The sequence below is a fragment of the Janibacter sp. HTCC2649 genome (genome assembly GCF_000152705.1).
In the GTDB taxonomy this organism is placed as follows: domain Bacteria; phylum Actinomycetota; class Actinomycetes; order Actinomycetales; family Dermatophilaceae; genus Knoellia.
Genome location: NZ_CH672413.1, coordinates 2,094,425 through 2,119,109, shown reverse-complemented (window position 1 = coordinate 2,119,109; position 24,685 = coordinate 2,094,425). Strand labels below are relative to the sequence as shown.

23 protein-coding genes, 1 tRNA gene and 1 other RNA gene are annotated in these 24,685 nt (G+C 69.8%); 17 read left to right on the top strand and 8 right to left on the bottom strand.

Translation table 11 applies throughout. The features are described 5' to 3' along the window. Window positions 1-7: 7 nt before the first annotated feature. The gene (locus tag JNB_RS10125; RefSeq protein WP_009776360.1) at window positions 8-1,204 is read left to right on the top strand and encodes an MFS transporter; all 1,197 of its coding nucleotides are present in this window, start codon (window positions 8-10) and stop codon (window positions 1,202-1,204) included. Here JNB_RS10125 and JNB_RS10120 read toward each other — a convergent pair. Then, a complete protein-coding gene (locus tag JNB_RS10120; protein ID WP_009776359.1) occupies window positions 1,201-3,111 on the bottom strand; it encodes a propionyl-CoA synthetase in 1,911 nt (636 codons plus the stop codon). The genes JNB_RS10125 and JNB_RS10120 overlap by 4 nt on opposite strands. Window positions 3,112-3,206: 95 nt before the next feature. Next, window positions 3,207-3,575: a VOC family protein gene (locus JNB_RS10115; RefSeq protein ID WP_009776358.1), complete on the bottom strand. Its 369-nt coding sequence runs from the start codon at window positions 3,573-3,575 to the stop codon at window positions 3,207-3,209. 58 nt (window positions 3,576-3,633) lie between these two features. Between JNB_RS10115 and JNB_RS10110 the strand changes: the two genes are divergently transcribed. The 10 genes from JNB_RS10110 to JNB_RS10070 all read left to right on the top strand — a co-directional run bounded on the left by JNB_RS10110 (window position 3,634) and on the right by JNB_RS10070 (window position 13,267). Next, window positions 3,634-4,500, top strand: a complete 867-nt coding sequence (locus tag JNB_RS10110) for an AraC family transcriptional regulator (RefSeq protein WP_202795225.1) — start codon at window positions 3,634-3,636, stop codon at window positions 4,498-4,500. A gap of 43 nt (window positions 4,501-4,543) precedes the next feature. Next, window positions 4,544-4,631: transfer RNA gene (locus tag JNB_RS10105), tRNA-Ser, on the top strand. Window positions 4,632-4,803: 172 nt separating this feature from the next. Next, on the top strand, window positions 4,804-4,989 hold the full coding sequence (locus tag JNB_RS21510; protein ID WP_009776356.1) for a hypothetical protein: 186 nt from the start codon (window positions 4,804-4,806) through the stop codon (window positions 4,987-4,989). After that, window positions 4,935-5,381, top strand: coding sequence for a hypothetical protein (locus JNB_RS10100; protein WP_148232376.1), 447 nt, complete (start codon window positions 4,935-4,937; stop codon window positions 5,379-5,381). The genes JNB_RS21510 and JNB_RS10100 overlap by 55 nt, the downstream gene beginning before the upstream one ends. Before the next feature lie 152 nt (window positions 5,382-5,533). Further along, window positions 5,534-7,339, top strand: coding sequence for a glycoside hydrolase family 3 protein (locus tag JNB_RS10095; RefSeq protein ID WP_009776354.1), 1,806 nt, complete (start codon window positions 5,534-5,536; stop codon window positions 7,337-7,339). A 77-nt stretch (window positions 7,340-7,416) separates the two neighbouring features. Beyond that, window positions 7,417-8,745 carry an exo-beta-N-acetylmuramidase NamZ domain-containing protein gene (locus tag JNB_RS10090; protein WP_009776352.1) on the top strand — a complete coding sequence of 443 codons (1,329 nt, stop codon included), beginning with the start codon at window positions 7,417-7,419 and terminating at the stop codon, window positions 8,743-8,745. After that, a complete protein-coding gene (locus JNB_RS10085; RefSeq protein ID WP_009776351.1) occupies window positions 8,742-10,466 on the top strand; it encodes a serine hydrolase in 1,725 nt (574 codons plus the stop codon). The genes JNB_RS10090 and JNB_RS10085 overlap by 4 nt, the downstream gene beginning before the upstream one ends. 9 nt (window positions 10,467-10,475) lie before the next feature. Next, window positions 10,476-11,360, top strand: a complete 885-nt coding sequence (locus JNB_RS10080; RefSeq protein ID WP_009776350.1) for a MurR/RpiR family transcriptional regulator — start codon at window positions 10,476-10,478, stop codon at window positions 11,358-11,360. Between the two features lie 48 nt (window positions 11,361-11,408). After that, entirely contained in the window at window positions 11,409-12,314 is a 906-nt protein-coding gene (locus JNB_RS10075) for an N-acetylmuramic acid 6-phosphate etherase (RefSeq protein WP_009776349.1), read from the top strand. Next, on the top strand, window positions 12,314-13,267 hold the full coding sequence (locus tag JNB_RS10070; RefSeq protein WP_009776348.1) for a BadF/BadG/BcrA/BcrD ATPase family protein: 954 nt from the start codon (window positions 12,314-12,316) through the stop codon (window positions 13,265-13,267). Before JNB_RS10075 ends, JNB_RS10070 begins: the two co-directional genes overlap by 1 nt. Before the next feature lie 74 nt (window positions 13,268-13,341). Here the strand turns inward: JNB_RS10070 and JNB_RS10065 are convergent, their stop codons facing one another. Then, window positions 13,342-13,896 carry a hypothetical protein gene (locus JNB_RS10065; protein ID WP_009776347.1) on the bottom strand — a complete coding sequence of 185 codons (555 nt, stop codon included), beginning with the start codon at window positions 13,894-13,896 and terminating at the stop codon, window positions 13,342-13,344. A 74-nt stretch (window positions 13,897-13,970) separates the two neighbouring features. On the opposite strand from JNB_RS10065, the gene ffs reads away from it, so the two are divergent. Next, window positions 13,971-14,067, top strand: an RNA gene (gene ffs / locus JNB_RS20940) — signal recognition particle sRNA small type. A gap of 89 nt (window positions 14,068-14,156) precedes the next feature. Here ffs and JNB_RS10060 read toward each other — a convergent pair. From JNB_RS10060 to JNB_RS10050, 3 genes are all read right to left on the bottom strand, one after another. After that, window positions 14,157-14,858 carry a DsbA family oxidoreductase gene (locus JNB_RS10060; RefSeq protein ID WP_009776346.1) on the bottom strand — a complete coding sequence of 234 codons (702 nt, stop codon included), beginning with the start codon at window positions 14,856-14,858 and terminating at the stop codon, window positions 14,157-14,159. Window positions 14,859-14,915: 57 nt separating this feature from the next. Next, window positions 14,916-16,124, bottom strand: coding sequence for an alpha/beta-hydrolase family protein (locus JNB_RS10055; protein WP_009776345.1), 1,209 nt, complete (start codon window positions 16,122-16,124; stop codon window positions 14,916-14,918). 98 nt (window positions 16,125-16,222) lie between these two features. Further along, the gene (locus tag JNB_RS10050; RefSeq protein ID WP_009776344.1) at window positions 16,223-16,849 is read right to left on the bottom strand and encodes a hypothetical protein; all 627 of its coding nucleotides are present in this window, start codon (window positions 16,847-16,849) and stop codon (window positions 16,223-16,225) included. 164 nt (window positions 16,850-17,013) lie between these two features. On the opposite strand from JNB_RS10050, the gene JNB_RS10045 reads away from it, so the two are divergent. The 3 genes from JNB_RS10045 to JNB_RS10035 are packed head-to-tail and all read left to right on the top strand — an operon-like array spanning window position 17,014 to window position 19,432. After that, window positions 17,014-18,309 (top strand): sensor histidine kinase, encoded by a 1,296-nt coding sequence (locus tag JNB_RS10045; RefSeq protein WP_158306134.1) that lies wholly within the window; start codon window positions 17,014-17,016, stop codon window positions 18,307-18,309. 5 nt (window positions 18,310-18,314) lie between these two features. Then, a complete protein-coding gene (locus JNB_RS10040; RefSeq protein ID WP_009776342.1) occupies window positions 18,315-18,974 on the top strand; it encodes a response regulator transcription factor in 660 nt (219 codons plus the stop codon). A 23-nt stretch (window positions 18,975-18,997) separates the two neighbouring features. Further along, window positions 18,998-19,432 carry a membrane protein gene (locus JNB_RS10035; RefSeq protein ID WP_009776341.1) on the top strand — a complete coding sequence of 145 codons (435 nt, stop codon included), beginning with the start codon at window positions 18,998-19,000 and terminating at the stop codon, window positions 19,430-19,432. Window positions 19,433-19,443: 11 nt separating this feature from the next. Here JNB_RS10035 and JNB_RS10030 read toward each other — a convergent pair whose 3' ends face one another. Together JNB_RS10030 and JNB_RS10025 are read right to left on the bottom strand one after the other, a co-directional pair. Further along, a complete protein-coding gene (locus JNB_RS10030; protein ID WP_009776340.1) occupies window positions 19,444-20,835 on the bottom strand; it encodes a hypothetical protein in 1,392 nt (463 codons plus the stop codon). Between the two features lie 5 nt (window positions 20,836-20,840). After that, a complete protein-coding gene (locus JNB_RS10025) occupies window positions 20,841-21,488 on the bottom strand; it encodes an ATP-binding cassette domain-containing protein (protein ID WP_009776339.1) in 648 nt (215 codons plus the stop codon). A gap of 93 nt (window positions 21,489-21,581) precedes the next feature. Between JNB_RS10025 and JNB_RS10020 the strand changes: the two genes are divergently transcribed. Together JNB_RS10020 and JNB_RS10015 are read left to right on the top strand one after the other, a co-directional pair. Then, window positions 21,582-23,972, top strand: a complete 2,391-nt coding sequence (locus JNB_RS10020; RefSeq protein ID WP_040883685.1) for a DNA polymerase III subunit gamma and tau — start codon at window positions 21,582-21,584, stop codon at window positions 23,970-23,972. Beyond that, window positions 23,969-24,649 carry a 1-acyl-sn-glycerol-3-phosphate acyltransferase gene (locus JNB_RS10015; RefSeq protein WP_009776337.1) on the top strand — a complete coding sequence of 227 codons (681 nt, stop codon included), beginning with the start codon at window positions 23,969-23,971 and terminating at the stop codon, window positions 24,647-24,649. The genes JNB_RS10020 and JNB_RS10015 overlap by 4 nt, the downstream gene beginning before the upstream one ends. Window positions 24,650-24,685 lie beyond the last annotated feature (36 nt).

The following is a 24,685-nucleotide window of genomic DNA, read 5'->3' as shown; positions in this document are numbered from 1 at the left end:
CGGAGCCATGACTGACAAAAGCCCCATCACCAGTCGCCTCGCCTCACTGGGAGGTGGACTGCCGCGGTCGGTCAAGGTGCTGTTGGTGGCGCGGTTCGTCAATCGGCTGGGCGCGTTCTCGATGCCCTTCCTCGCGGTGCTCCTCGTGCAGGACCACGGGGCATCCGTGACTGTCGCGGGTCTGGTCGTCGGGGCGTTCGGGGCCGCGACCATCCCTTCGCGTCTCCTGGGTGGGCGACTGGTCGGCGAGGTCGGGTCGAAGGCCGCCGTGATCATCGGTCTCATCGGCACGGCAGCCGCTCAGCTCGTCATCGCCGCTGCACCCGGCCTGGGCGTCGCTCTCGCCGGGGCGATCCTGCTCGGGCTCTGCTTCGAGATCTATGAGCCCGCGAGTCAGGGCCTCATCGCCGATGTCACGCCCGACCACCTCCTGCCGTCGGCCTACGGTCTGCTCGGCGTGACCCTGTCGGCGGCAGGGCTTGTGGCCGGCGTCATCGCCGCCACTGTCGGGCGGCTCGGGCTCGAGTGGCTGTTCGCCATCGACGCCGTCACTGCACTGGCCTGTGCGCTGCTCGTCGCCACCACCATGCCGCCCACCCCGCGTCCGGCCCGGGAGCTGGGCGCGCCCTCGCGACCCCGGTCCGATCGCCGCCTTCTCGTGCTCATGGCCACCGGCACCAGCTTCGCCACGGTCTACCTCGCCATTCCCATGGCCCTGCCCATCTCTCTCGCCGCTGCGGGTCGCCCGCCTTCGGATGCGGGGTTGCTCGCGACGTTGGCCGCGCTCGTCATCCTCGCGGCTCAACCACTCCTGCGACGCCACGACGATCCACACCGACGAATGGTCGGCGGCTACGTGCTCCTCACGGCCGGACTCGCCATCGCCGGGGTCGTTCCGACGACCATCGGCTACACCCTGTCGACCGCGGTAGTCGCGCTCGGCGACGCGCTCCTCCTCGGCTACGCCTACACGCTCGTGGCGCGGCTGGCTCCGCCCGGAGCGAAGGCCGCTTACTTCGCCGCCTACGGCATCACGTGGGGCATCGCCCTGACTCTCGGGCCACCCGTGATGGGGCTGATGCTGGACCAAGGAACGCGGACGTTCTGGCTCGTCGCCTCCTCAGCAATGCTGACCACCGGTGTGGCACAGCACCTTTCGGCCCGCACACTCTGGGCACCACGGCCGCGAGCGAACGTGAGCTAGTTCGACTTCCGCAGCACCGGGGCGAGAGTGTCGAGCACGGAGGCATCCTCGATCGTGCCCGGCACCACCGGCGTCCGACCGTCGGCGAGCTCGCGCATCGTCTTGCGCAGGATCTTGCCGGAGCGCGTCTTGGGCAGCGCGGCGACGATGTCGACCTGCCGCAGCGCGGCCACGGCACCGACCTCGTCACGGACCCGCTGGACGAGTTCGCGACAGATCCGCTCACCCTCCGCGCCGGTCCCATCGATGCCGCCCTTGAGGACGACGAGCCCACGCGGCACCTGTCCCTTGAGTTCATCGGCGACACCGATGACCGCGCACTCGGCGACGTCGGGGTGACCGGCCAGCGCCGCCTCGATCGAGCCCGTCGACAGTCGGTGTCCGGCCACGTTGAGGATGTCGTCGGTCCGCCCCATGACATAGAGGTAGCCGTCCTCGTCCACGAGCCCGCCATCACCCGACACGTAGTAGCCCGGGAATGTCGACAGATACCCATCGACGTAGCGCTGGTCGTCGCCCCACAGCGTCGGCAACGTCCCCGGCGGCATCGGCAGCTTGAGGCAGATCGCACCTTCCTGGCCGGCCGGCAGAGGCGCACCGGACTCGTCGAGGATCGCCACGGCATACCCCGGCACGGCAACCGACGGAGAACCCGGCTTGAGCGGCATCGGTTCGAGCCCGCGCAGGTTCGACGCGATCGGCCAGCCCGTCTCGGTCTGCCACCAGTTGTCCACGACGGGCACGCCGAGCATCGAGGTCGCCCACTCGTAGGTGTCGGGGTCGAGCCGCTCGCCCGCGAGGAAGACCGTGTCGAGGGACGAGAGGTCGTGCTCGCGCATCAGCTCACCGTTCGGGTCGTCCCGTTTGATGGCCCGGTATGCCGTGGGGGCGGTGAACATGGCCCGCACCTTGTGTTCGGCGATGAGTCTCCAGAAGGCGCCGGCGTCGGGGGTGCCGACCGGTTTGCCCTCGTAGAGAACGGTGGTCGCGCCGGAGAGCAGCGGCGCATAGACGATGTAGGAGTGGCCGACGACCCAGCCGACGTCACTCGCGGTGAACCACACGTCGCCCGGGTTGATGCCATAGATGTTGTCCATCGACCAGCGCAGGGCGACGGCGTGACCACCGTTGTCGCGGACGATCCCCTTGGGGCGGCCGGTCGTGCCGGAGGTGTAGAGGACGTAGAGCGGATCCGTCGCCGCGACCTCGACACAGTCAGCGGGTTCGGCGTCGGAGACGAGCTCGTCCCAGTCCATCTCCTCCCAGTCGGTGTCGCGCTCACCGACCGCGGCCCGGGCCTGCTCGCGCTGGAAGACGATGACCGACTCCGGCTTGTGCGAGCTGCGGTCCAGGGCGGCGTCGAGCATCGGCTTGTACTCGACGACCCGCGTCGGCTCGATCCCACAGCTCGCGGCCACGACGACCTTGGGCTGCGCGTCCTCGATGCGCGCCGCCAGCTCGGCCGGTGCGAACCCACCGAACACCACCGAGTGGATGGCCCCGAGCCGGGCACACGCGAGCATCGCGACGACGGCCTCCGGCACCATCGGCATGTAGATGACGACGCGGTCGCCTGATCCGACGCCCAGGCTCGCCAACGCACCGGCGAACGTCGCCACGCGACCCAGCAGGCCGGCATACGTGATGGTCTGCTGGGTTCCGGTGACGGGACTGTCGTGGATGAGTGCGGGCTGCTCGCCGCGGCCGTCGCGCACGTGACGGTCGAGCGCGTTGAAGCACGTGTTGAGCGTCGCGCCGGTGAACCAGCGATAGAGCGGCGGGTTCGAGCTGTCGAGGATCGTCGTCGGGGGAGTGATCCACTCGATCCGTTCGGCGGCCGTGCGCCAGAAGGTGTCCGGGTCGTCCAGGGATTGCCGGTATGCCGCCGCGTAGCCGTCGTGGGTCATCTCGCCATCGTGGCCCGTTGCGGACCGCTCGGCCAGAGGTTCACGTGAACCGGCTGGCCGAGCGGCGTCGAGGCTGCGGCGAATGGGTGGGCGGCTCAGCCCCAGTTCTCGGCCTTGGTGAGGCAGAAGGGGTGACCGCTCGGGTCGAGCAGGACGCGCCAGGTCTCTCCGGGCTGCTCGTCGGGGAGGGTCCCGCCGAGAGTGACGATCTCGGCGGCGGCAGCGTCGAGGTCGTCGACGGCGAGGTCGAGGTGGAACTGCTTGGTGCCGTGCTCGTTGGGCCAGCCGGGCTCCTCGTGGTCGGGGAGGGTGCCGAAACCGAGGGCGTGGTCGGGGCCGGTGAGCATGGCGTAGCCGTCGCCGTCGGCGGCAACGTCCCAGCCGAGGACGGCCGACCAGAACTTCGCGTCGCGGCTCGCGTCCGAGCTGTCGAGGGTGAGCATCTTGAGGGTGGCGATGGCCATGTGAGGGCTCCTTGGTCGGATCGGGTTGCTTGTCACCGAGTCTCCCTAGGCTGGGCCGGTGCCCGATAGGACAAATCCGCCACCGGTGTCGACGACAGCCACGGCGACCTTCGCCGGGATCCTGCGACCCGAGCAGCTGGCGGAGTTCGTTCAGGTGCGGCGGTGGCCGGCCTCGGCCCGGGTGTCCCACTGGGTCGAGAACCACTGGTCGCTGCGGTGGGACCTGCCTGAGGGTGCGTCATTCGCCAGTGAGGTGCTGCCTCATCCAACCTGTTCGCTGACGGTCGAGCGCGGCGATCACCCGCGGCCCGAGGCGGCGGGTGAAGAGGTCGTGGTCACCGGGGTCGTGACGCGCCGCTTCGATGTAGAGATCCGGGGGAGTGGGCGGGTCGCGGGGTTGCGGTTCCGGCCCGGTGGGCTCGCGGCGCTCAGTGGGCTGTCGGCGAGGGCATGGACCGATCGCACGGTCGCTGCTCGTGATGTCGTGCCCTCGGGGGTTGTCACGGCGCTCGCGGGCCTCGACGTGGAGGGCGACGACGGTGCTCTGGAGGCGGGGATGAGTGCGGTCGAGGAGGCGTTCCCGGCTGCGCCGGTGGGCGGGGACGCGCGCTACGACCGGGTGCTGCGGGTGGTGGCCGACATGCTGGAGGACCGCTCGATCCTGGCCGTGGCCGACCTCGAGGAACGGCACGGTGTCTCGGCCCGGACCCTGCAACGCGACTTCCTCCACTACGTGGGGGTCGGGCCGAAGTGGGTGCTCGGGCGCTACCGGATGCACGATGTCGTGGCGGCTCTTGACGGTGGATACGACGGGTCCTTGACCGATCTCGCGCTGCGCCACGGTTGGTACGACCAGGCCCACTTCACCCGCGATTTCACCGCCCTGGTGGGCGTGCCGCCGAGCCGCTACCGGGGCCAGAAATGAGCGGATTTCGTGGGGCATCAGCGCTCGGGTAATCTCCTCCGTTGGAGGATTCGCATAGTGGCCTAGTGCGCGCGCTTGGAAAGCGCGTTGGGGTAACACCCGCAGGGGTTCGAATCCCCTATCCTCCGCCAGATCAAGGGCCCCGACCACGTGTCGGGGCCCTTGCTGCATCCCCTCCGCGCCATCCATGGCGTTCTCACTGGGCCATGTCCCCAGGGCGCCATGGCCCAGCGAGACCGACGTGGATGGGCGAGACCTGCAGACTTCGCGCCACGTCAGGCCGCGCAGTGGGAGCATCTGGGCATGACCGCTGACGTCACGCCGGCCGCTGACGCTCCAGCCCCGGAGCTCGCTGCCCCCCGTGACCGGCCGACGGTCCGTCGTCTGCTGGCGCTGCTCATGGTTGCCTCCTGGCTGGCGTGGGCGGTCCCGGCGTGCCCGCAGCTGGCGCCGACGGGTTTCCCGAGGAAGTGGCGCTCTCGCAGGTGATCTACACCGTCGACGGCGGACGCACCCGTGTGGTTGACCTGCTCGTCAACGGACCTGACCCCTATGAGGCACTGCGCGCATCGGGTGCCGGCCAGTTCACGCCGGCGACAGCGCCCCCGAATCGGGACTGGGCGGCATACCCGGGTCTTCTCATGCTGGTGCTCGTCATCGGAAGTCTCGTGGCCTGGCCACCGCGCAGGGGCACGCGCCCGTTCTGGGTGCTCGTCGCCACCGTCTTCGCCGGACTCGGGGTGCTGGCCTATGCGCTTCGTGAACTCGCGACTGAGCCTCATGCCGGGCCGGAGGGGCACCGATTGCGCTGGACCCACGGCTTCCTCGCCGCGGTCGTCGGCGGCCTCTTCCTGCCGCCGCTGCTGGGCCTCCTGCTCTGACGACAGGCGGCGTATGCCGTCCGCTCCCGTTCCGAAATGACCACTCGATAGCGGTTGCGCGGACCCTTCTCTGTGGCTAAGTTCCACTAGGAAGACCTAGTGCGTCAATTGTTCACAGTGCTGTGACACGCCGACACATCGGAGAGCCCCGCATGCCCCGTCCGTCCGTCACCCGCCGCACCGCGATCGCCTCGGCGGTCGCTGCGACCCTTGCCGCGGGGGCCTTGCCGGCCATGTCGGCCGATGCCGCGGTCCCTGCCGGCCCCACTGGTTGGGTTCAGTCGACCCTGGCCCGGATGACGCTCGAGGAGAAGGTCGGACAGCTCTTCGTCCAGTACGCCTACGGCAAGGACGCCACCACCGCCGACAGCCGCAACATCCCGATCTTCGGGGTGGCCACCCCTGCCGAGGCCGTGCAGAAGTACCACCTCGGTGGTGTCATCTACTTCGCATGGACCGGCAGCGTCCAGAACCCGCAGCAGATCGCGGCCCTGTCCAACGGGCTCCAGCAGGCTTCGCTCACCCAGCCGTCCAAGGTGCACATCCCGCTCGGCATCTCCACCGACCAGGAGATGGGTGTCGTCACTCGCGTCGGCCCTCCAGCCACCCAGTTCCCCGGCAACATGGCGCTCGGTGCGGGTCGGTCAGCCACGGACGCCCGCACAGCAGCAGGGATCACGGGCCAGGAGCTGCGCGCGCTGGGCATCAACACGAACTTCGCGCCGGTCGCCGACGTCAACGTCAACGCGCTCAACCCGGTCATCGGCACCCGGTCGTTCTCGGGCAACCCCGCGCTCACCGCCGAGCTGGTGGCGGCCCAGGTCGCGGGCTACCAGCAGGACGGCAACGTCTCCTCGAGCGCCAAGCACTTCCCCGGCCACGGCGACACCGCCACCGACAGCCACGTCGCGTTCCCGATCATCACCCACAGCCGCGAGCAGTGGGAGGCCATCGACGCCCCGCCGTTCAAGGCGGCCATCGAGCAGGGCATCGACATGATCATGACGGCGCACCTCAACTTCCCGGCCCTCGATGACTCCGGTGACCCTGCGACGTTGAGCAAGCCCATCCTCACCGACCTGCTCCGCAACGAGCTCGGCTACAAGGGCGTCATCATCACCGACTCCCTCGAGATGCAGGGTGTGCGGGACCGCTACGGCGACGCCGAGGTGGCCGTGCGTGCTCTCGAGGCTGGCGCCGACCAGCTCCTCATGACCCCGGTGATGACCACGGCCTTCCCTGCAGTCGTCGACGCGGTGCAGAGCGGGCGCATCAGCCGGGCCGACCTCGACGCCAAGGTGCGTCGAGTGCTCGAGCAAAAGGTGCGTCGGGGGATCGTCAGCGATCCCATGGTCGACGCGGACACGATCAGCAGCATCGTCGGAACGCCCGAGCACCTCGCGGCCGCCGACGACATCACCAACCGCACCGGCACCCTCGTCCGCAACGACGACGCCGTCCTCCCCATCGCGGCCGCGGGCAAGAAGGTCCTCGTCACCGGCTACGGCGACGTGGCCACGACGACCCTGGCTGCGGCCCTCGACAGGGCCGGCACGACGAGCACACGCGTCACGACCGGCGCCGCCCCCACCGATGCCCAGATCGCTGCCTCCGTCGCTGCCGCGGCCGGCAAGGACTACGTCGTCATCACCACGATGAAGGCGTGGGACACCGCCGTCACCGACAAGAAGGCAGGCCAGCAGCGGCTCGTGAAGGCGTTGCAGGACAACGGAGTTCCCGTCATCGTCGTCGCAACGCGCGACCCCTACGACATCGCCTACCTGCCGGGGACGCGCACCTACCTCGCGACGTACTCCTACAACGCCGTCTCGATGGAGTCGGCCGCCAAGATCATCACCGGCGCGGTCGCACCGACCGGCAAGCTCCCCGTCGACATCCCCACCAAGGACGACCCCGACACCGTGCTCTACCCGTTCGGCCACAGCCTCGCCTACTGAAACCCCTGGCCTTGTGTGTGTGAGCCCACGCCCTGACGTGGCGTCAGGCACACAAGGCGTGATGAATGGAGAGAACCATGACCAGTCCCAACCGTCGCCAGCTCCTCACGGGCGGGGCCGGGCTCGCCGGAGCCGCCGCCCTCACCCTCGGTGCCCCGGCAGCGTTTGCCAGCCCAGCGGCATACCCCTCCGTCGTGAATGACCCCAAGCGCAAGGTGACGCCCGGTGCGGATGTCGCCGCCGCCGCGAACTGGTCCGTCCTGGCCGGACGCAAGGTCGGCATCATCACGAACCCCACCGGCATCCTGATGAACCTGCGCACGATCGTCGACGAGATGCACGAGTCCGGTGCCGTCGACATCAAGGGCGTCTTCGGGCCCGAGCACGGCTTCCGCGGCACGGCTCAGGCCGGCGAGGCGGAGGACACCTACGTCGACGAGCGCACCGGCCTGACGGTCTATGACGCCTATGGCGCGACGACCGCGAAGTTCGCGCAGATGATTCGCACTGCTGGCGTCGACACGGTCGTCTTCGACATCCAGGACGTCGGTTCGCGGTTCTACACCTACATCTGGACGATGTACACGGCGATGAAGGCGTGCGTGGAGACCGGCGCCTCCATGGTCGTGCTCGACCGCCCGAACCCCATTGGCGGCAAGGCTTTTGGGCCGATGATGACCGACGCGTGGACCTCGGGTGTGGGCGCCGAGAAGATCGTCCAGGCGCACGGTATGACCGTTGGCGAGCTCGCGAAGTACCTCGACGCGATCATCCTGCCGACCGACACCAATGGTGGTCACCTTTCCGAGCTCAAGGTCGTCGAGGTCAAGGGCTGGCGACGTGATGTCACGTATGCCGGGACGGGACTTCCGTGGGTCATGCCCAGTCCCAACATGCCGACTCCCGACACCGCACTCGTCTACCCGGGGACGGGCATGTTCGAGGGCACGAACCTCTCGGAGGGTCGCGGGACGACGCGGCCGTTCGAGCTGATTGGCGCGCCCTACATCGACCACAAGTGGGCCGATCGTCTGGCAGGCCGCGGGATTGCCGGAGTCGGCTTCCGCGAGGCCTACTTCACGCCGACGTTCAACAAGCACGTCGGCTTGGTGTGTGGCGGCGTGCAGGTCCAGATCCTCGAGCCGTCCGCCATCGACCCGACGCGGGTGGGCGTCGAGATGCTCGTCGCGGCGAAGGCGCTCTACAGCGCGTTCCAGTGGCGCTACGACACCTACGACCCGGCGCGGCCGTACTGGATCGACAAGCTCTCTGGCTCGACCCGACTGCGCGACCAGATCACGGCCGGCGCCGACGCCGACACCGTCATCGGCGCATGGAAGGACGAGCTGGCGGCGTTCGACGCGGCGCGACAGCCGTTCCTCATCTACGGGGGTCCGACCCGATGAACCTCTCGCGACGCGTGGTCCTCGGTGGCGGATTGGCCGCTGGCACAGCGTTCTTCGCACCAGGCGTGGCCAGGGCTGATGACTTCGACAAGCCGTTCACCGGGTTCGCCCCGCCGTCGACGGTGTTGCGCGACGGGACCCCCGCGTCGGTCGGTCTCGACCCGGCTCCCATCGAGGTCGCCAAGGCACAGGTGATCGGCCACCAGACCGCGCCGGCTGGCGGCCACCCCCTCTATCCCGGACACGTCGGGCTCATGGCCCACGACGGGGTCGTCGTCGCCACGCAGGCCGATGGCTACGCGCTCCGCTACCGCAACGCGACGGAGGAGCTGCCTCAGAGCGAGTGGCTCCCCATGAAGCGCGACACGATCTTCGACATGGCTTCCGTGTCAAAGCTGTTCACCTCGATCGCCGTCGTCCAGCTCATCGAGGAGGGGCGGGTTGGGCTGGAGACGGCGGTCGCGGAGTACCTCCCGGAGTTCGGGGCCGCGGGCAAGGAAGCGGTGACGATCCGGCACCTGCTGACCCACACGAGCGGGTTCGTCGCGTGGCTCCCGCTCTACAGCAAGTACCCCGACAAGGCCTCACGCATCGCTGCCGTGATGAACCAGCCGCTCACCAACCCCGTGGGCACGGTCTATCTCTACAGCGACCTCAACCTCATCACACTCGGCGTTCTCGTCGAGCGGCTGCGGGGCCAGTCGCTCGACGAGGTCGTCGGCGCGCGGATCACCCGGCCGTTGGGCATGAAGGACACGGGCTACAACCCCGCGGTCAAGGAGCGCACAGCAGCGACCGAGTACCAGGCGGTGCCCGCCCGCGGCATGGTCTGGGGCGAGGTGCACGACGAGAACTCATGGTCCCTCGACGGAGTCGCCGGTCACGCCGGAGTGTTCTCGACCGTGGACGACATGGCGGTCCTCTCTCAGGCCCTCCTCAACGGTGGCACCCATCGCGGCGCTCGCATCCTCGACCGCAAGAGCGTCTCGCTGCTCATCACGAACTTCAACCAGGCCTTCCCCGGCGACGACCACGGACTCGGGTTCGAGCTCAACCAGACCTGGTACATGGATGCCCTGAGCGGGCCGCGCACTGCTGGCCACACGGGCTACACGGGAACGTCGATCGTCATCGACTTCACGTCGCGGTCCTTCGCCGTCCTGCTCACCAACCGCGTTCACCCGTCGCGGGCGTGGGGCAGCATCAACGTCGCTCGCCAGGAATGGGCCGGCGGCCTGGGTAGGGCGCTGCCGATCACGCCGCGTGGCAGCCACGTGGAGTGGGAGGCACAGGCGCTCCACGCGACCAACGCGGTCCTGTCGGTGCCGCTCGCTGTCCCGGCGGCTGGGGCACGTCTCGGTTTCGACCTCATCGCCGAGACCGAGGAGACCGACATCCTCCGTCTCGAGTCCTCGACCGACGGCACGACGTGGACGCTCGTCCCGATGGAGATCCGCCACCCGGGCGATACGCGCACGGGCGAAGAGGACGGATCCGTGAGCGGGACTCCCGGTGAGCGACGCTGGTCCCAGGTGCGCGCCGAGCTCGCTGGCGGCCAGCAGACGCTGAGATGGCGCTACACGACGGACGGCAACACCCTGGGGCGCGGCGTCGCGGTGAGCAGGATTCGCGTCGTTGGCCAGGGTGGCGTGGTCGTCGACAGCGATGCTTCCTCGAACACATTCTCGGCTTCGGGCTGGACGAAGCGATCGAGGTCGTAGTTTTGGGCCATGTCATCACCGATTCCGCTGTCCGACGTGGCTGACGCGCCACTCCTCGTTCGCCTGCGTGGGATCCGCCCCACGCTCACGCCAGCCGAGGACCGGGTCGCGGCGCAGGTCCTGGCGGATGCCCGGCGCGCATCCGACCTGACGATCACCGAGCTGGCTCAGGCAGCACAGACGTCCGAGACGACGGTGCTGCGCTTCTGCAAGCGACTCGGCCTCAAGGGCTACCCACAGCTCCGCCTCGGCCTGGCTGCCGAGTCGGCCCTGCCGCGGGAGCAGCGCATGGCGGGCAGCGACATCAGCGCGACGGACACGATCGACGACATCATCGCCAAGGTCGCCTCCCTCGACTCCAGCGCCGTCGAGGAGACCGCGCAGCAGCTCGACCGCCAAGCGCTCAAGAAGGCGGCCGACGGGCTGGCCGGTGCGACCCGCGTCGACATCTACGGCATCGGTGCGAGCGCGATCGTGGGGAGCGACCTGCAGCAGAAGCTCCACCGCATCGGCGTGGTCTCGTTCGCCTGGAACGACCCGCACATCGCCCTCACGAGCGCCACGTTGCTCACCAAGAAGGACGTGGCCATCGGCATCTCCCACTCGGGGGCGACGAGCGAGACGATCGAGTCGCTGGCAGCCGCGCGTGAGCGAGGCGCCACGACGATCGCCATCACCAACTTCCCGCTCTCACCGCTCGCGAAGGGGGCCGACATCGTGCTGACGACGGCCGCCCGCGAGACGTCGCTGCGGTCGGGAGCGACGGCGAGCCGCATCGCCGCCCTCACCGTGGTGGACTGCCTCTTCATCGCCGTGGCCCAGCGCGACCTGCCCCGAGCCCGCAAGGCCGTGGTCGAGAGCCGCAAGGCCGTGTCGGGCCATCACCTCGCGTAATGAATTCACATGATTGACGCTGACGACGTGAGAAACTAACCTACGAAAATGGTCAGTGACGTCCGGGTGAGCGCACCCACCGAAGAGCGGCATCCGGGCACGACCGGCATCGACACAGCATCGACGCTCGAGATCCTCACCCTGATGAACGATGCGGATCGCACGGTGGCCGACGCCGTCGCCGAGGTCCTTCCCGAGCTGGCCCGCCTCGTCGACCACGCCGTCGAGGCGATCCGCGCCGGGGGGCACGTCCACTACTTCGGCGCCGGGACGTCCGGGCGCCTCGCGGTGCTCGACGCAGCCGAGCTGCTGCCCACCTTCAACGCGCCGCCCGGGCTGTTCGTCGCGCACCACGCCGGTGGGTCCGCCGCCCTGGTGAGTGCGGTCGAGAACGTCGAGGACGATGTCGAACTCGGTCGCGCCGAGGCCTCCACCCTCACCTCACACGACATCGCCATCGGCCTGACCGCCTCCGGCCGCACCCCCTACGTCCAAGGCGCACTCGCGGGCGCCCGCGAGCGGGGAGCGCGCACAGCGCTCGTGACGGCGAACCCGAGAGCCGAGCTGGCGGCATACGCCGATCACCTGTTGGCCCCCGAGACCGGCGCTGAAGTGCTCACCGGTTCGACGCGGCTCAAGGCCGGCACGGCTCAGAAGCTCGTCCTCAACGCGTTCTCGACTGCGGTGATGATTCGCCTCGGCCGCACCTGGTCCAACCTCATGGTCGACGTCGTCGCGACCAACGCCAAGCTGCGCGGGCGCGTCGTCCGGATCCTGCAGGAGGCCAGCGGCGCCAGCGAGACCGATGCGCGCGCTGCTCTCGAGGCCTCCGATGGCCAGCTCAAACCGGCGCTCCTCTCGCTCCTCGCTGGCGTACCCGTCGAAGCCGCGGTCGCCGCGCTCGGTGCCCACGACGACTCCGTCGCGGTCGCGCTCACCTCGCTGACGTCCTGATGGGCGCCGTCGTCGGCGTCGACGTGGGCGGTTCCGGACTGCGACTGCAATGGGCGTATGCCGGTGAGCTGAGTCCCGTGCACACCGCACCTGGCGCTCGCATCGTGGAGCGAGGCGTGGACGTGGCCGCGCTGACGGCAGACGCGGCCGGGCTGCTGGCCGAGGGCGGGGTCGGCGCAGGGTCTGAGGTCGCGATCGACGCGGTCTGCTGGTCCCAGCGTGGGTTGCTCTTCCTGTCGGATCCGGCCGAGGTCGTCTCGACGGTGGCGTCCGGGCTGGGTGCTGCGAGAACGGCTGTCGTGAGTGACGCCGTCGCCTCGCTCGTCGGCGCGCTGGGGTCGGTGCGGCCGGGGGCGGTCGTGGCGGCGGGCACGGGTGCCGTGGCGTTCGGGACGGACTTCGGTGGGGAGGCCACCTCGGTCTGGCGGCTCGTAGATGGCTGGGGTCACGTGCTCGGCGACCGGGGTTCCGCCGCATGGGTCGGGCTCTCCGGGTTGCGGGCGGGCTTGCGTCGTCATGACGGTCTCCGCGACGGGTCGGAGCGGCTGCTCGTGTCGGGGGAGCTGGCGTTCGGTGCGACGTCGCGCTGGCCCCGTCGGGTGATGACCGGCACCAACGCACCTGAACTGTTGGCGTCCTTCGCGCCGCAGGTCGTCGAGGCTGCCCTGGCAGGGGACGCAGTGGCGGCGCAGATCTGTCAGGAGGCGGGGGAGTCGCTGGCGCAGTCGCTGTTGTCCGCCGCCGCGGGCATCCCGTCGCCCACGTTGGTGGCCACGGGTGGGCTGCTCAACGCGGCGCCCGTGCGCTCGGCGCTCGAGTCGGCGGTTGCCGCTGCCGGCGCGACCCTGACGCCGGCCGCGGGTGGCGCACTCGAGGGAGCTCTCCTCCTGGCCGAGATGCTCGGTGAGACGGGCGCAATCCCCAGGCACCCGGCATACGTCCATCTCTCCTGAAGGCGGTCGCCGACCGGCCGACTATCAACCCATCTCTCCCGGCAACCCCACTCGGCGTGTCGCGATTTCAAACCTCACGGTTGATCGTCCGCCGGTCGACAGGGAGTGACATCGGTGACGACCTTTTCGATGGCTCGGCGAGTGCTTGCCCAACCTCCGAACTGGCGCTCGAGCCCGAACAGATCGGTGCGCATCAACATCCGCGCTCGCCGCGGGATCTGCCGGTACGTGGCTCGCACTGCAGCGTCGAGGACATGGACATCGCCCATGAGGCGCACTTGCCGGCCGAGGACGTCGAGGAGTTCGCGCAACGCAATGTTGATTCGCCAGTCGAATTCCTGCGATGGAACGGTCAACACTTGCTCCTGCCTGCGTCGCGACAGGGTGAACGTGATGGCTTCAACGGGGAGTTCGCTCTCGCCCTGGCCCAGCAGCAGGTCGAGCCACTGGAGTCCATGGGCCACTCGACGCGAGGTGGTCGGCACCTCGATTCTGAGGGACAGCACGTCGTCCCACGGGATCAAGGCACTCTCGGTCCGGATTCCGTCGGGGCCGGTGCTGATCTGGGATTCGGGGTCGTCGGCTGTGCCCCACTTGGCTTCTGTTCCTTCGACAACCCACGGCAGCATGTGGGCATCGTGCCACCGCCCTGGTGCATGTCCACCGAGTTGGAGTCGGTCCCGACTGCCGGGTTAGACTTGGACCCGGCACCCCGCGTGGTGGTACCTCGCCGAACTCCCCCAGGGCAGGAATGCAGCAAGGGCAGGTGAGCTCTTCCAGGTACGCGGGGTGTCTTCTTTGTCCCGGCAGCACAGAAGGTCCCACGGAACGCGGCATAGAGACCGCGAGGTGTGGGACCTTCTTCCGCTATGGGGCCGTCGAAGGTGGGTCAGGCGCCGCAGCCGCAGCCGCCCTCGCACCCGCCACAGCCACCCGCGGCGGCCTCGGGACGGTTGGCCCGGTCCTCCCACGTCAGCTCGAGCGCGCGCAGCAGCCCGTCGACGGGCTGGGCGCCGGTGACGGCGAACTTCTGGTCGAGCACGAACGTCGGCACGGCCGTGACGCCGATCTGGTTGGCGGTCGCCTCGTCGGCACGCACGTCATAGCCGTAGGCGTCGGACCCGAGCATCTCGCGCACGTCCTTCTCGCCGAGCCCGCCGTCGACCGCCAGGCCGACCAAGGTGTCGGTGTTGCCGATCGCGGCGCCCTCGGAGTACCAGCCGCGCATGATCCGCTCGGTCACCGGCGCCTCGAGGCCACGGGCCCGGGCGAGGTGGATGACGCGGTGGGCGTCGAAGCTGTTGCCGCTGACGACCTTCTCCCACTGGAAGTCGAGCCCGACCTCGGCCGCCTCGGCTGCCATGGCCTCGTGCTGGGCCACCATCTCTTCGCGCGACTTGCCGTACTTCGCGGCGATCCGGTCGACGTTCGAGCCCTCGAGGACGGGCGGGGCGGACCGGTCGAGCTGGTAGCTGTGCCAGGTCACCTCGACCTCGTCCGCGTGCTCAAACTGCTCGAGGGCGAGTTCGAGACGGCGACGGCCGATGTGGCAGAAGGGGCAGACCAGGTCGGACCAGACATCGATGCGCATGCATCAACGATAGGTCGACCCGGCCTGCACCCTTCACTCAGCACTGTCGATCGCACATCAGTCGCAGGTCTGCAGCCGCTCCGGCTGGTCGGAGCCGTAGCGGTGACCCGAGCCGGCCGGCACGGCCAGCGACTCGACGAAGTCAGCCCCTGCGTGCACGAACGACACGACCGGCAACCAGGGCCGACCCTCGCCCGTCGGCGTGAACAACATCGACGGGCTCGCGTGGACCACTGGGTCGTCGGCGTTCGCAGCGATGGTCTCGCGGGGCAGCCCGGTCCGACCGTCACCTCCCGGGATCCCGAGCCAGAACGTCGAGCACACGACATCGCGCACGTCGGCCGCAGCCGGGTCGCGCAGCGCCGCGAGTCCCGCCGTCGCACCAAGGCTCTCGCCGACGACGTGGACCTGTGGCTGTTTGGGCTCGGGCAGGGTGGCCACCTCGGCGGCGACGGCCTCCAGCAGAGCGCTGGCCCCGTCGATGGCGCCGTCGCGGTTCACGAGGAACGCCACCCAGCTCGGGCGCGTGTCGTACTGCATCGACACGGTCGCCACGTCGGCACCGAACCGACGCTCGGTTCCTTCGACGAACGCCGGGTTGACCCATCCCGAGCCCGTCGGGATGGCCACGAGCAGGTGCTTGCGCGTCAGGCCTCCGGCGGCGACGAGGCGTTCGACCGCGATTCGCGCACGCGTCGCGCTGTCCGCGGAATCGGCCATGCCGGCATATGCCCGAACGGCACCGACGGGGGAGGCCGTGAGCAGGACCTGGTCGGACGCCGGCGCGACTGTGCCGGCATCGGCCTGGGCGCTCGGCGCGAAGCTCAGCAACGACAGGCCGGCCACGACCGCGACGAGGCGACGTGACACCCGGGCCCGTCGCCGCCACGCCCAGCGCACCCCACGGACGAACCCGACGATGGCCAGAGTGGTCGCCGCGGCGACGCCAATATCACTGAGCGACAACGCATCCATGCCGATCCGGGCGCGCATCCCGTTCTGCGTCGAGACGGAAAGAACGGCGATGTATGCCGTGAGCGCACCTCCCAGTCCAACCGCCAGGTGGTGGGTCCGACCGGTGAAACGCTGGCGCGGGCCGGCGATGCGGCGGGTGAGGCCGAGCACGACGAGGAACGACAGGGCGCCCAGGATGCCGAGGGCGATCGACTGCTGGGGGAGGAACGACGGGAACGTCGCGGCACCGAGGGCGACAGGCGTGGCGAGGGCGGACGACGCGCGGGGCAGGCGGAACGTCAACGCGCCCATAACCCGCGACTCATTGCGCAATCCGGCGTCACTCGCTGCGCTCCCTCCGACGGATTGCGCAATAAGTCGGCCCTGGGGGCGACCAGTCAGGGCGGTCATCACGCACCCCCGATCCGGCGTCGCAGGCCCGGGACGAGCAGCACCACGCCTCCGGCTGCGGCGACGCCGAGGCTGACCCCCGGCGCGATCGACCTGGCCGTCTCCGACTCGGGCACGTCGTAGCCCTGGCGGGCGCTGTTGATCCGCACGAACCCCTCGGCGATGTCGGCCCAGGCAAGGCACGTGGCCCGGCTCAGGGACTCCTCGCGCGTCGAGCACGAGGTCGCCAGATTCATGCCCAGCTGGGTGTCGACGGACCGGCGCGCGTCGGGAGCGAGAGCGCGACCGGACCGGCCGGCATACCTCAAAAGGTCGTATCCCAGGTCGTGCTGACGGCACGCGGCCGTGAACTCGGCCGGCAGCGGGACGGGCGATGAGCACTCACCGGACGGGTCCCCGAGGAGCCCGTTGGCGACGGTCGGCCGGTAGCCGAAGCGGGCCTCGAAATCCTGCGGCACAGCGGAGTTCGCTGCGGCTGCGGGCTGCGAGACCAGTGCGGTGAGGGCCTGCTCGGCCGCACGGTCCGGCACTGGCCGTGACGACGCGGTCGGGGCGAGCAGGAGGCCGGCTGCCGTGGCGAGGCCGGTGACGACGACGACTCGAAGTGCGTGGTGTCTCGTGAACATGCGGCAACACTCGGAGTCGGCAGCACTCGCGGTCGTCGCCCTCGGGAGCGGTTCACGGGCGGCACCGGAGGGCGACCAGCGAAGCCGGGTGATACCCAGGAGTGACCCCGGGTTCACTCCGTCGTATGACGACGCGGCCGCGCTCGCTGCCTACTGTTGGGGGCATGGTCGGAGGCAGAGTGATCGGAGCCAGCGGGCGTGCAGTCCGTCGGCTGATGCGCCCGTTGTGGCGACCTCTGTGGCATGGGCTGCGGTGGGTCGCCGGTCACAACGACGCCGTGCTCGGCCTTCTCGCCCTGGTCATGTTCATCATCGGCTGGTCCACGATCTCCCTCACCCACGACGTGCCGGTGTCGCTGCTGCCGGTCCTCGCACTGGCCGAGGCCGTGCCCCTGGTCCTGCTGAGGCGGGCGCCCTTCGTCGGCTGGGCGATCGCGGCAGCCGTGTCGGTGCTCTGGTGGGCGGTCGTTCCAGCGTTCTTCGACTCACCGATGCCGTGGCCGGTCGTCCAGTTCCTCGTGCTGCTCGCGACGATCGTGGCCGTGGGCCTGTGGGGTCGGTGGCGCGAGATCCCCGTCGTCATCATCGCGACCGGCGTCCTCCTCGTGGTCGCCATGCCCGACGACCTCAAGCCGTGGGCGCTCGGTCAGGCGCTCGTCATGGGCGTCGCACTCCTCGTGCGCTGGCTCGTCATCTCGCGCCGCCAGCTCGCCGTCCAGAAGGACGAGGTCGAGACCGAACGCGCCCGCCGAGCCGTCGTCGAGGAGCGCAGTCGCATCGCCCGTGAGCTCCACGACGTCGTCGCGCACCACATGTCGATGATCGTCGTGCAGGCGCAGAGTGCCCCGATCCGCCACGGGGTCACCGATCCCGAGGTTGTCGCGGAGTTCTCGGCCATCGAGGGGTCAGCGCGTCAGGCCCTCACCGAGGTGCGCTCGGTCCTGGGCGTCCTGCGCGACGAACGCGGCCCTGTCAAGACCGCCCCCCTGCCGGATCTCACCCAGCTCCCAGCGCTGGTCAAGGCTTCGAAGGCGGCGGGTATGCCGCTCACCTCCCGTTTGCGTCTCGACCCGACCCAGGTGCCGCCCGGGACCGCGCTCGTGCTCTATCGCGTGGCCCAGGAGTCGCTGGCCAACGCGGCCCGTCACGCGCCGGGTGCCGCGGTCGAGCTGACGCTTGAAGAGGACTCCGGCTGGGCCCGGCTCATGGTCCGCAACTCCCCGCCGCCCACTCACAACGTCCGCGCCGTTGGTCGCGAACCCGACCATCCGCGCGGACGCAACGGCGAGGGCGCTGGGACTGGCGGCGACGACGAAGGCGGAGGGAACGGCATACCCGGCATGTTCGAACGGGTCCGCGCAGTCGGCGGAACGTTCGAGGCAGAGCCGGTGGGCGCAGGGTTCGTCGTCATCGCGACGGTGCCGCTGACGGGCCGCCCGCAGGTCAGCGGACTAGGTTGAACCGCATGATCACAGTGGTCATCGTCGACGACCAGGCGATGGTGCGGCAGGGGCTCGGCGCCCTTCTCAATGCCCAACCGGACCTCCATGTCGTCGGTGAGGCGGCCAACGGGGCGGAGGCCGTGCGCGAAGTTTCCCGGCTCAAGCCCGACGTGGTCCTGATGGATGTGCGTATGCCGGAGGTCAACGGTCTCGACGCAGCCGCCACGATTCTTGCGTCGCCGAGTCCGGATCGCCCGCACGTGTTGATGCTGACGACGTTCGACGTGGACGACTACGTCTATGAGGCGTTGCGCATCGGGGCGAGCGGATTCATGCTCAAGGACGCGCCGTCGGAGGAGCTCGCGCGGGCCGTACGCGTTGTGGCGGCGGGGGATTCGCTCCTCGCGCCCTCGGTGACGAAACGGCTCATTGCTGAGGTGACCAAGTCGCGGTCGGGTGTGCCCAAGGACTCGCCGCGGCTGCGCGAACTGACGCCGCGCGAGCTCGAGGTGCTCGAACTCATCGCCCGCGGACTGTCCAACGTCGAGATCGCGACGCGGTTGTTCGTCGCGGAGCAGACGGTCAAGACGCACGTGTCGCGGGTGCTCGCCAAGCTGGGGCTGCGCGATCGGGCCCAGGCCGTGGTGTTCGCCTACGAGCACGGAGTCGTCAACGCCGGCTGAGCCTGCAGGTCTACGGTGACGGCATGGGCTTCCTCACGCGCAAGGTTCCGGCCACGCTCTCGCAGAACCTCACCCGTCTCGCGCTCGGCGTCTTCATGGCCGGGGCTGGGGTCACGCACCTCACCGTTGCCCGGGATGAGTTCCGGGCGCAGGTTCCGAGCTGGGTGCCTGTCGATGAGGACCTTGTCGTGCTCGGATCCGGTGTCGCCGAGGTGGGGCTCGGCCTGGCGTTGCTCGCGCTGCCGAAGTACCGCCGCACGACCGGCCTCGCGCTCGCCGCGTTCTATGTCGCGATCTTCCCGGGCAACATCGCGCAGTACGTCGACGGTGTCAGCGCGTTCGGCCTCGACACGGACACCAAGCGGCTGATCCGCCTCTTCTTCCAGCCCGTGCTCGTCGGCGCAGCCCTGTATGCCGCTGGGTTGCCCGAGCGCCGCCGCGCGGCCAAGTCGTCGTAGCCCCGGGCGACTCAGACGTCGCGGTGGGCGAGGTTCTCTCGCTGCACCCGGTTGAGGCCGGCGTACACGAGCCAGAAACCAGCGACCCAGGTCGCGATGACGAAGTAGCCATTGGTGGGGAATTGCGTTGCGCCCCAGACCATCCCGCCGATGAGCAGGGTGCCGAGGAGTAGTGGGAACGCGTACCAGATGGCGACGGTCTGAGGACTCGGGACCGGGTTGAACGGGCTCGACGGCGGACGCCCACGGTAGGCCGCGAGGAGAGCTCCGCCCGCGAGGAACACCGTGGTCATGACGAGCCAGGGCAGGACCGAGCCGAGGTCGGCGCCCAGGGAAACCCCCGTGATGCAGCCCACGAGAACGGTTGTGACGAGGTGGATCGCGCCGGGAACCAGCAGGTGCGCTGCAGCCGCCCGCACCGGAGGCGCACCGAACAGAGGAGGCGTCCCCATGGTGTCGGCCTCAAGACGCAGCCCCTCGGACAGCGCGCCGAAGCCGAGGTGGCTCACCAGCCCCGCCACAAATCCGACGAGCGGCGGGACGGCGGTGCTGCCGAGGGTCGCGCCCATTCCGCCACCAGCGGCAGCGCACAGGAGCAAGCCAACGAGACCGGCGCCGGGCGAGCGCCGAAGTCCCAGAACGTCCCTCGCGACCAACGTCATGATCGGCCCACGATGCCGCAGCCGCAGATCGCGACCGCGCGTGACGGGCCGAGCGGCCTCGAGCCGGACGGCGCGCAGGTCACCGGCCTGGACTCCACCGACGATGCGGTTGGACCGGGACGACTGCGTGCGCAGGTCGTGGACCCCGAGTCGTCGCACCTCGCGCACCCACCACGGCCCGCTCCCGGGCGGCGGCGGGGGAGAGAGGCGACTCTGGCCGACGAGCCACGCGGTGCCGGCGAGCAGTCCGACGAGCAACCCCACGACGAGACCGACCGGCAGGATCCACCACCCGGCGGCATGTGCGCCGGCGAACCCGCCGCCGACTGCCAACCCAGCCAGACCACCCGCGAAAAGCGCTGCAAACAGTGAGTATCCGAACCACGACCGCAAGCTCGCCCACCGGTCGATGGACGACGCCACGACATGGTCGATCCACGGAACAGGAGCAACGATCGGCCCGCGCACCCGCCCGGCCTCTCGCGCAGCCAGCGCCACAGCCGCCACGGCGACGATCAGGACCAGCGCCGACCAGGGCGAGCGCAGCGCCGACGCCATGGTGTCCCGGTCGGCCGCAATGACGAGAGCGCGCAGCAACGGGAAGCCGTAGAGCCCCACGACGATGACGGCGACGTACGCGGCATACGCCACTTCCTTGCGGGCGGGATTGCCACCCGATCCGTGGAGGACGTGGACGGTGTCGGCGAGCCGTTCGGCATCGCTCGCGTGGGTCTCGGACATGCGCGTCAGCCCTCGGCGGCGACGAGGTCGACGACCTGATCTGCCGAGCCTGCCGTCACGCGCTCCGTGATGATCGGGTCGTGGCAGGCGAGGACGACGGTGGTCCCCGCGTCGCGCCGGGCAGCGATGAGCTCGGCGACGAGGGTTCGCTTGGAGGTGTCGAGCCGCTGCTCGGGCTCATCGAGGACCAGCACCGAACTCGGCCTGAACAACGTCAGGGCCAACCGGAACAGCTGTGTCTGCCCCGACGACAGCTCGTGCGGGAACCTGCCACCGAGCGCCCCGATCCCCAGGGACGAGAGCGCCGCAGCCACACGTTCGTCCGTCGTGTCGGCATCCCCGGCCCAGGTCGCGTCGAGGAGGACGAGGTGGTCGCGCAGGGTGAGGTCGCGATAGGTGGCAGGCGCTCCGGCGAGAGCAGCCACGGCCGCCCGCACGGCAGGGTCGCGCTCGTCCGCCTTCGTCTCGCCGATGAACGCCTGACCGGTCGTCGCCGGCATCATCCCGATGAGGATGCGCAACAGCGTCGTCTTGCCAGAGCCGTTGGGGCCGCGCAGCACGAGGCACGACCCACTCGGGGCGGTGACGGTGACGGGCGCGAGCAGGGTCGCCGGGCCGATCACCTTTGACACGTCTTCGGCTCGGACATCCATGGCGCCACGCTAGCGACCCGCTGCCGCGAGCCCCTCCACAGGCTGGTGAACGCGGCATACCGGCTGTCGTTCACGGCGACTAGGTTGGACGCCGTGAGCACCGCCCTGTACCGCCGCTATCGCCCCGAGACGTTCGTCGACGTCATCGGGCAGGAGCACGTGACCGAGCCGCTCATGCAGGCGCTGCGGACGGGACGCGTCAACCACGCCTATCTCTTCAGCGGACCGCGCGGGTGTGGCAAGACGACGAGTGCCCGCATCCTCGCCCGCTGCCTCAACTGCGAGCAGGGCCCGACGCCGACCCCGTGTGGCGAGTGCGACTCCTGCGTGGCGCTGGCCCGCGGTGGCGCCGGCACGGTCGACGTCATCGAGATCGACGCGGCCAGCCACGGTGGTGTCGACGACGCCCGTGACCTGCGCGAACGCGCCAGTTATGGCCCGGCGCAGAGTCGCTACAAGATCTACATCATCGACGAGGCGCACATGGTGACGCCGCAGGGCTTCAACGCGCTGCTCAAGATCGTCGAGGAGCCGCCGGAGCACGTGAAGTTCATCTTCGCGACGACCGAGCCCGAGAAGGTCATCGGCACGATCCGTTCCCGCACCCACCACTACCCGTTCCGCCTCGTGCCGCCGGGGCAGCTCACCGAATACATGGAGAAGCTCTGCGTCTCCGAGAAGGTCGCGGTGGCGCCGGGTGTCCTGTCGTTCGTCGTGCGCGCCGGTGGCGGGTCCGTGCGTGACTCGCTCTCCGTGCTCGACCAGCTCATCGCCGGCTCGAGCGCCGAGGGACTGACCTATGAGTCGGCCGCCGCGCTCCTCGGCTTCACCGACAGCGAGCTCCTCGACGCCGCGATCGATGCCTTCGCCGCGGGCGATGGTGCGGGCGCCTTCTCGTCGATCGAGCGGGTCATCGAGACCGGGCTCGACCCTCGTCGCTACATCGAGGACCTGCTCGAGCGGCTGCGTGACCTCATCGTCGTCGCGGCGGTGCCCGATGGCGCCTCTGCTGTTTTGCGTGCCCTGCCCCCGGACCAGCTCGAGCGCATGCGCCAGCAGGCGGCCGCGTTCGGCCCCGGCGCCCTCTCGCGCGCCGCCGACATCGTCAACGCCGGACTCTCCGAGATGACCGGTGCGACGGCGCCGCGCCTCCAGCTCGAGCTCATCGCGGCTCGCCTGCTGCTGCCCGGCGCTGCCGGAGAAGCGGGGTATGCCGCTCGCCTGGATCGTCTCGAACGTCGCCTTGACGTCGGCGGAGTTCCGACGGGTGCGGCTGCCGCTCCGCCCTCGGCGCAGGTGCGCCAGCCGAGTCCGCCCAGTCCGCCGGTGCAGCAGTCGCAGCCGGTTCAGGTGCAGCAGCCGGCGCAGGCTCAGCCCGTCCAGGCGCCGGTGCAGCCGGTCGCCCCGGCGGTCCAACCGAAGACCGAACAGGATCTCCAGCCGCCCCGGCAGAACGTCGCCGCTCCCGCCCCTGCGTCCGTCGTTCCCGAGCAGTCCATGGACGAGCCGCCCGAGCTGGACGAGCCCGAGTTCATCGAGCCCGAGGACCACTACCAGCAGCCCCGAGAGCCGCAACGCGCGCCAGAGCCGCAGCAGCAGTCCGCGCCTCAGGCTCCCGAGTTCCAAGCGCCCCAGCAACAACCGCAGTCCCCGCCGCAGCAGCCTGCCCAGCAGACTTCGGAGCCTGTCGCGGCCCCTGTGGCTCAGGACCCGGTCGATGCCCCGCCCCAGCAAGCCCCTGCCGCACGCCCGGCCGGACTCGACACGGCGGCCATCCGGCGCTCCTGGCCCGACGTCCTCGCCAAGGTCTTCGAGCTCCGCCGCACGACGTGGACGTTCGTGTCCGAGCACGCCCAGGTCCTCGACTACGACGGGGAGCGGCTGCTCCTCGGCATCTCGACGACCGGTCTCGCCAACACCTTCCGCCGCGGACCGCATGCGACCTACGTGCAGCAGGCGCTCATCGACGTCCTCGGCATCGACACCCGCGTCGAGGGTGTGCCCGCCGATGGCTCCGCTCCCGCCGGAGGCGTCCCCGGGGTCGCGACCATCGACCCCAACCGTCCCGAGCCCGTGGCCGCACCCCGCACCGAGCAGGCCCGTCCGGCCCAGAACCAGCAGTCGGCGCAGGCCCGGGCCGAGGCCAACGGCGCCAAAGCGCAAGGGCAGGCGGACCGCGAAGGCGAGCAGGCGGCATACGTGCCAAGTCAGCCGCCCACAGCGCAAGCCGAGTGGGGGAGCGGACCCGCCGACGGCGCAACCGCCCCTGCGTGGGCCAGCGGAGGCGCCACGGACGAGGCGGTGAGCCCGTTCGCACGCGCCAAGGTGGCCGTCGCGTCCGAACCCGACCCCGACGAGCCGCAGGTCGCCGACGACTCCGCACGCAGCGACGACGACGAAGACATGGAAGGCCTCGGGGAGGTTGGCGTTCCCGTGATCGAGCGAGTCCTCGGCGGCAAAGTCATCCACGAAGAGGACGCATGAGCACGTACTACTGGGTCGGCCGGACCGCCATGATGTCGCTCTCGCACGCGATCTGGCGCCCGAAGATCCTCGGCAAGGACAACGTCCCCAAGGAGGGCGGCGTGCTCCTCGCGAGCAACCACCTCTCCTTCATCGACAGCTTCGCGATCCCGGTCGCCGCACCGCGCAAGGTGTCGTTCCTCGCCAAGCACGACTACTTCATCGGCACGGGCATCAAGGGACGACTCGTTCGCGGCTTCATGGAGGCTGGCGACGCGATCCCGGTCGACCGCGACGACGCTGGTGGTGCCAAGGATTCGCTCGACCTCGCGCTCACGGTGTTGCGCGACGGCAAGGCATTCGGCATCTATCCCGAGGGCACGCGCTCGCGTGACGGCCGCCTCTATCGCGGCAAGACCGGCGTCGCGTTCCTGTCCCTCACCGCAGACGTCCCCGTCGTTCCTGTGGGTCTCATCGGCACCGACAGGGTCCAGCCTGCCGACAGGCGCGGGCTGCGATTCGCCGACGTCACCATCGCGTTCGGGAAGCCGATCCTGCCTTCGGCGTATGCCGGCCTGCCCGCCGGGCGTGCCCGTCGCCAGCTCACCGACGACGTCATGGACTCGATCGCCGCCCTCACCGGGCAGGAACGGGTGGACAGCTACAACGAACGCCCCGCCACCGACCCCGACGACTGACAGCCCGGGCCAGCCGCGAGCCACTGACGGTCGAGT

Bases quoted from the DNA above. Each gene is read 5' to 3' on its own strand.
- JNB_RS10125 (WP_009776360.1), top strand. From the start codon at position 8: ATGACTGACAAAAGCCCCATCACCAGTCGCCTCGCCTCACTGGGAGGT.
- JNB_RS10120 (WP_009776359.1), bottom strand. From the start codon at position 3,111: ATGACCCACGACGGCTACGCGGCGGCATACCGGCAATCCCTGGACGAC.
- JNB_RS10115 (WP_009776358.1), bottom strand. From the start codon at position 3,575: ATGGCCATCGCCACCCTCAAGATGCTCACCCTCGACAGCTCGGACGCG.
- JNB_RS21510 (WP_009776356.1), top strand. From the start codon at position 4,804: ATGACCGCTGACGTCACGCCGGCCGCTGACGCTCCAGCCCCGGAGCTC.
- JNB_RS10095 (WP_009776354.1), top strand. From the start codon at position 5,534: ATGCCCCGTCCGTCCGTCACCCGCCGCACCGCGATCGCCTCGGCGGTC.
- JNB_RS10090 (WP_009776352.1), top strand. From the start codon at position 7,417: ATGACCAGTCCCAACCGTCGCCAGCTCCTCACGGGCGGGGCCGGGCTC.
- JNB_RS10085 (WP_009776351.1), top strand. From the start codon at position 8,742: ATGAACCTCTCGCGACGCGTGGTCCTCGGTGGCGGATTGGCCGCTGGC.
- JNB_RS10080 (WP_009776350.1), top strand. From the start codon at position 10,476: ATGTCATCACCGATTCCGCTGTCCGACGTGGCTGACGCGCCACTCCTC.
- JNB_RS10075 (WP_009776349.1), top strand. From the start codon at position 11,409: ATGGTCAGTGACGTCCGGGTGAGCGCACCCACCGAAGAGCGGCATCCG.
- JNB_RS10070 (WP_009776348.1), top strand. From the start codon at position 12,314: ATGGGCGCCGTCGTCGGCGTCGACGTGGGCGGTTCCGGACTGCGACTG.
- JNB_RS10065 (WP_009776347.1), bottom strand. From the start codon at position 13,896: ATGCTGCCGTGGGTTGTCGAAGGAACAGAAGCCAAGTGGGGCACAGCC.
- JNB_RS10060 (WP_009776346.1), bottom strand. From the start codon at position 14,858: ATGCGCATCGATGTCTGGTCCGACCTGGTCTGCCCCTTCTGCCACATC.
- JNB_RS10055 (WP_009776345.1), bottom strand. From the start codon at position 16,124: ATGGGCGCGTTGACGTTCCGCCTGCCCCGCGCGTCGTCCGCCCTCGCC.
- JNB_RS10050 (WP_009776344.1), bottom strand. From the start codon at position 16,849: ATGTTCACGAGACACCACGCACTTCGAGTCGTCGTCGTCACCGGCCTC.
- JNB_RS10045 (WP_158306134.1), top strand. From the start codon at position 17,014: ATGGTCGGAGGCAGAGTGATCGGAGCCAGCGGGCGTGCAGTCCGTCGG.
- JNB_RS10040 (WP_009776342.1), top strand. From the start codon at position 18,315: ATGATCACAGTGGTCATCGTCGACGACCAGGCGATGGTGCGGCAGGGG.
- JNB_RS10035 (WP_009776341.1), top strand. From the start codon at position 18,998: ATGGGCTTCCTCACGCGCAAGGTTCCGGCCACGCTCTCGCAGAACCTC.
- JNB_RS10030 (WP_009776340.1), bottom strand. From the start codon at position 20,835: ATGTCCGAGACCCACGCGAGCGATGCCGAACGGCTCGCCGACACCGTC.
- JNB_RS10025 (WP_009776339.1), bottom strand. From the start codon at position 21,488: ATGGATGTCCGAGCCGAAGACGTGTCAAAGGTGATCGGCCCGGCGACC.
- JNB_RS10015 (WP_009776337.1), top strand. From the start codon at position 23,969: ATGAGCACGTACTACTGGGTCGGCCGGACCGCCATGATGTCGCTCTCG.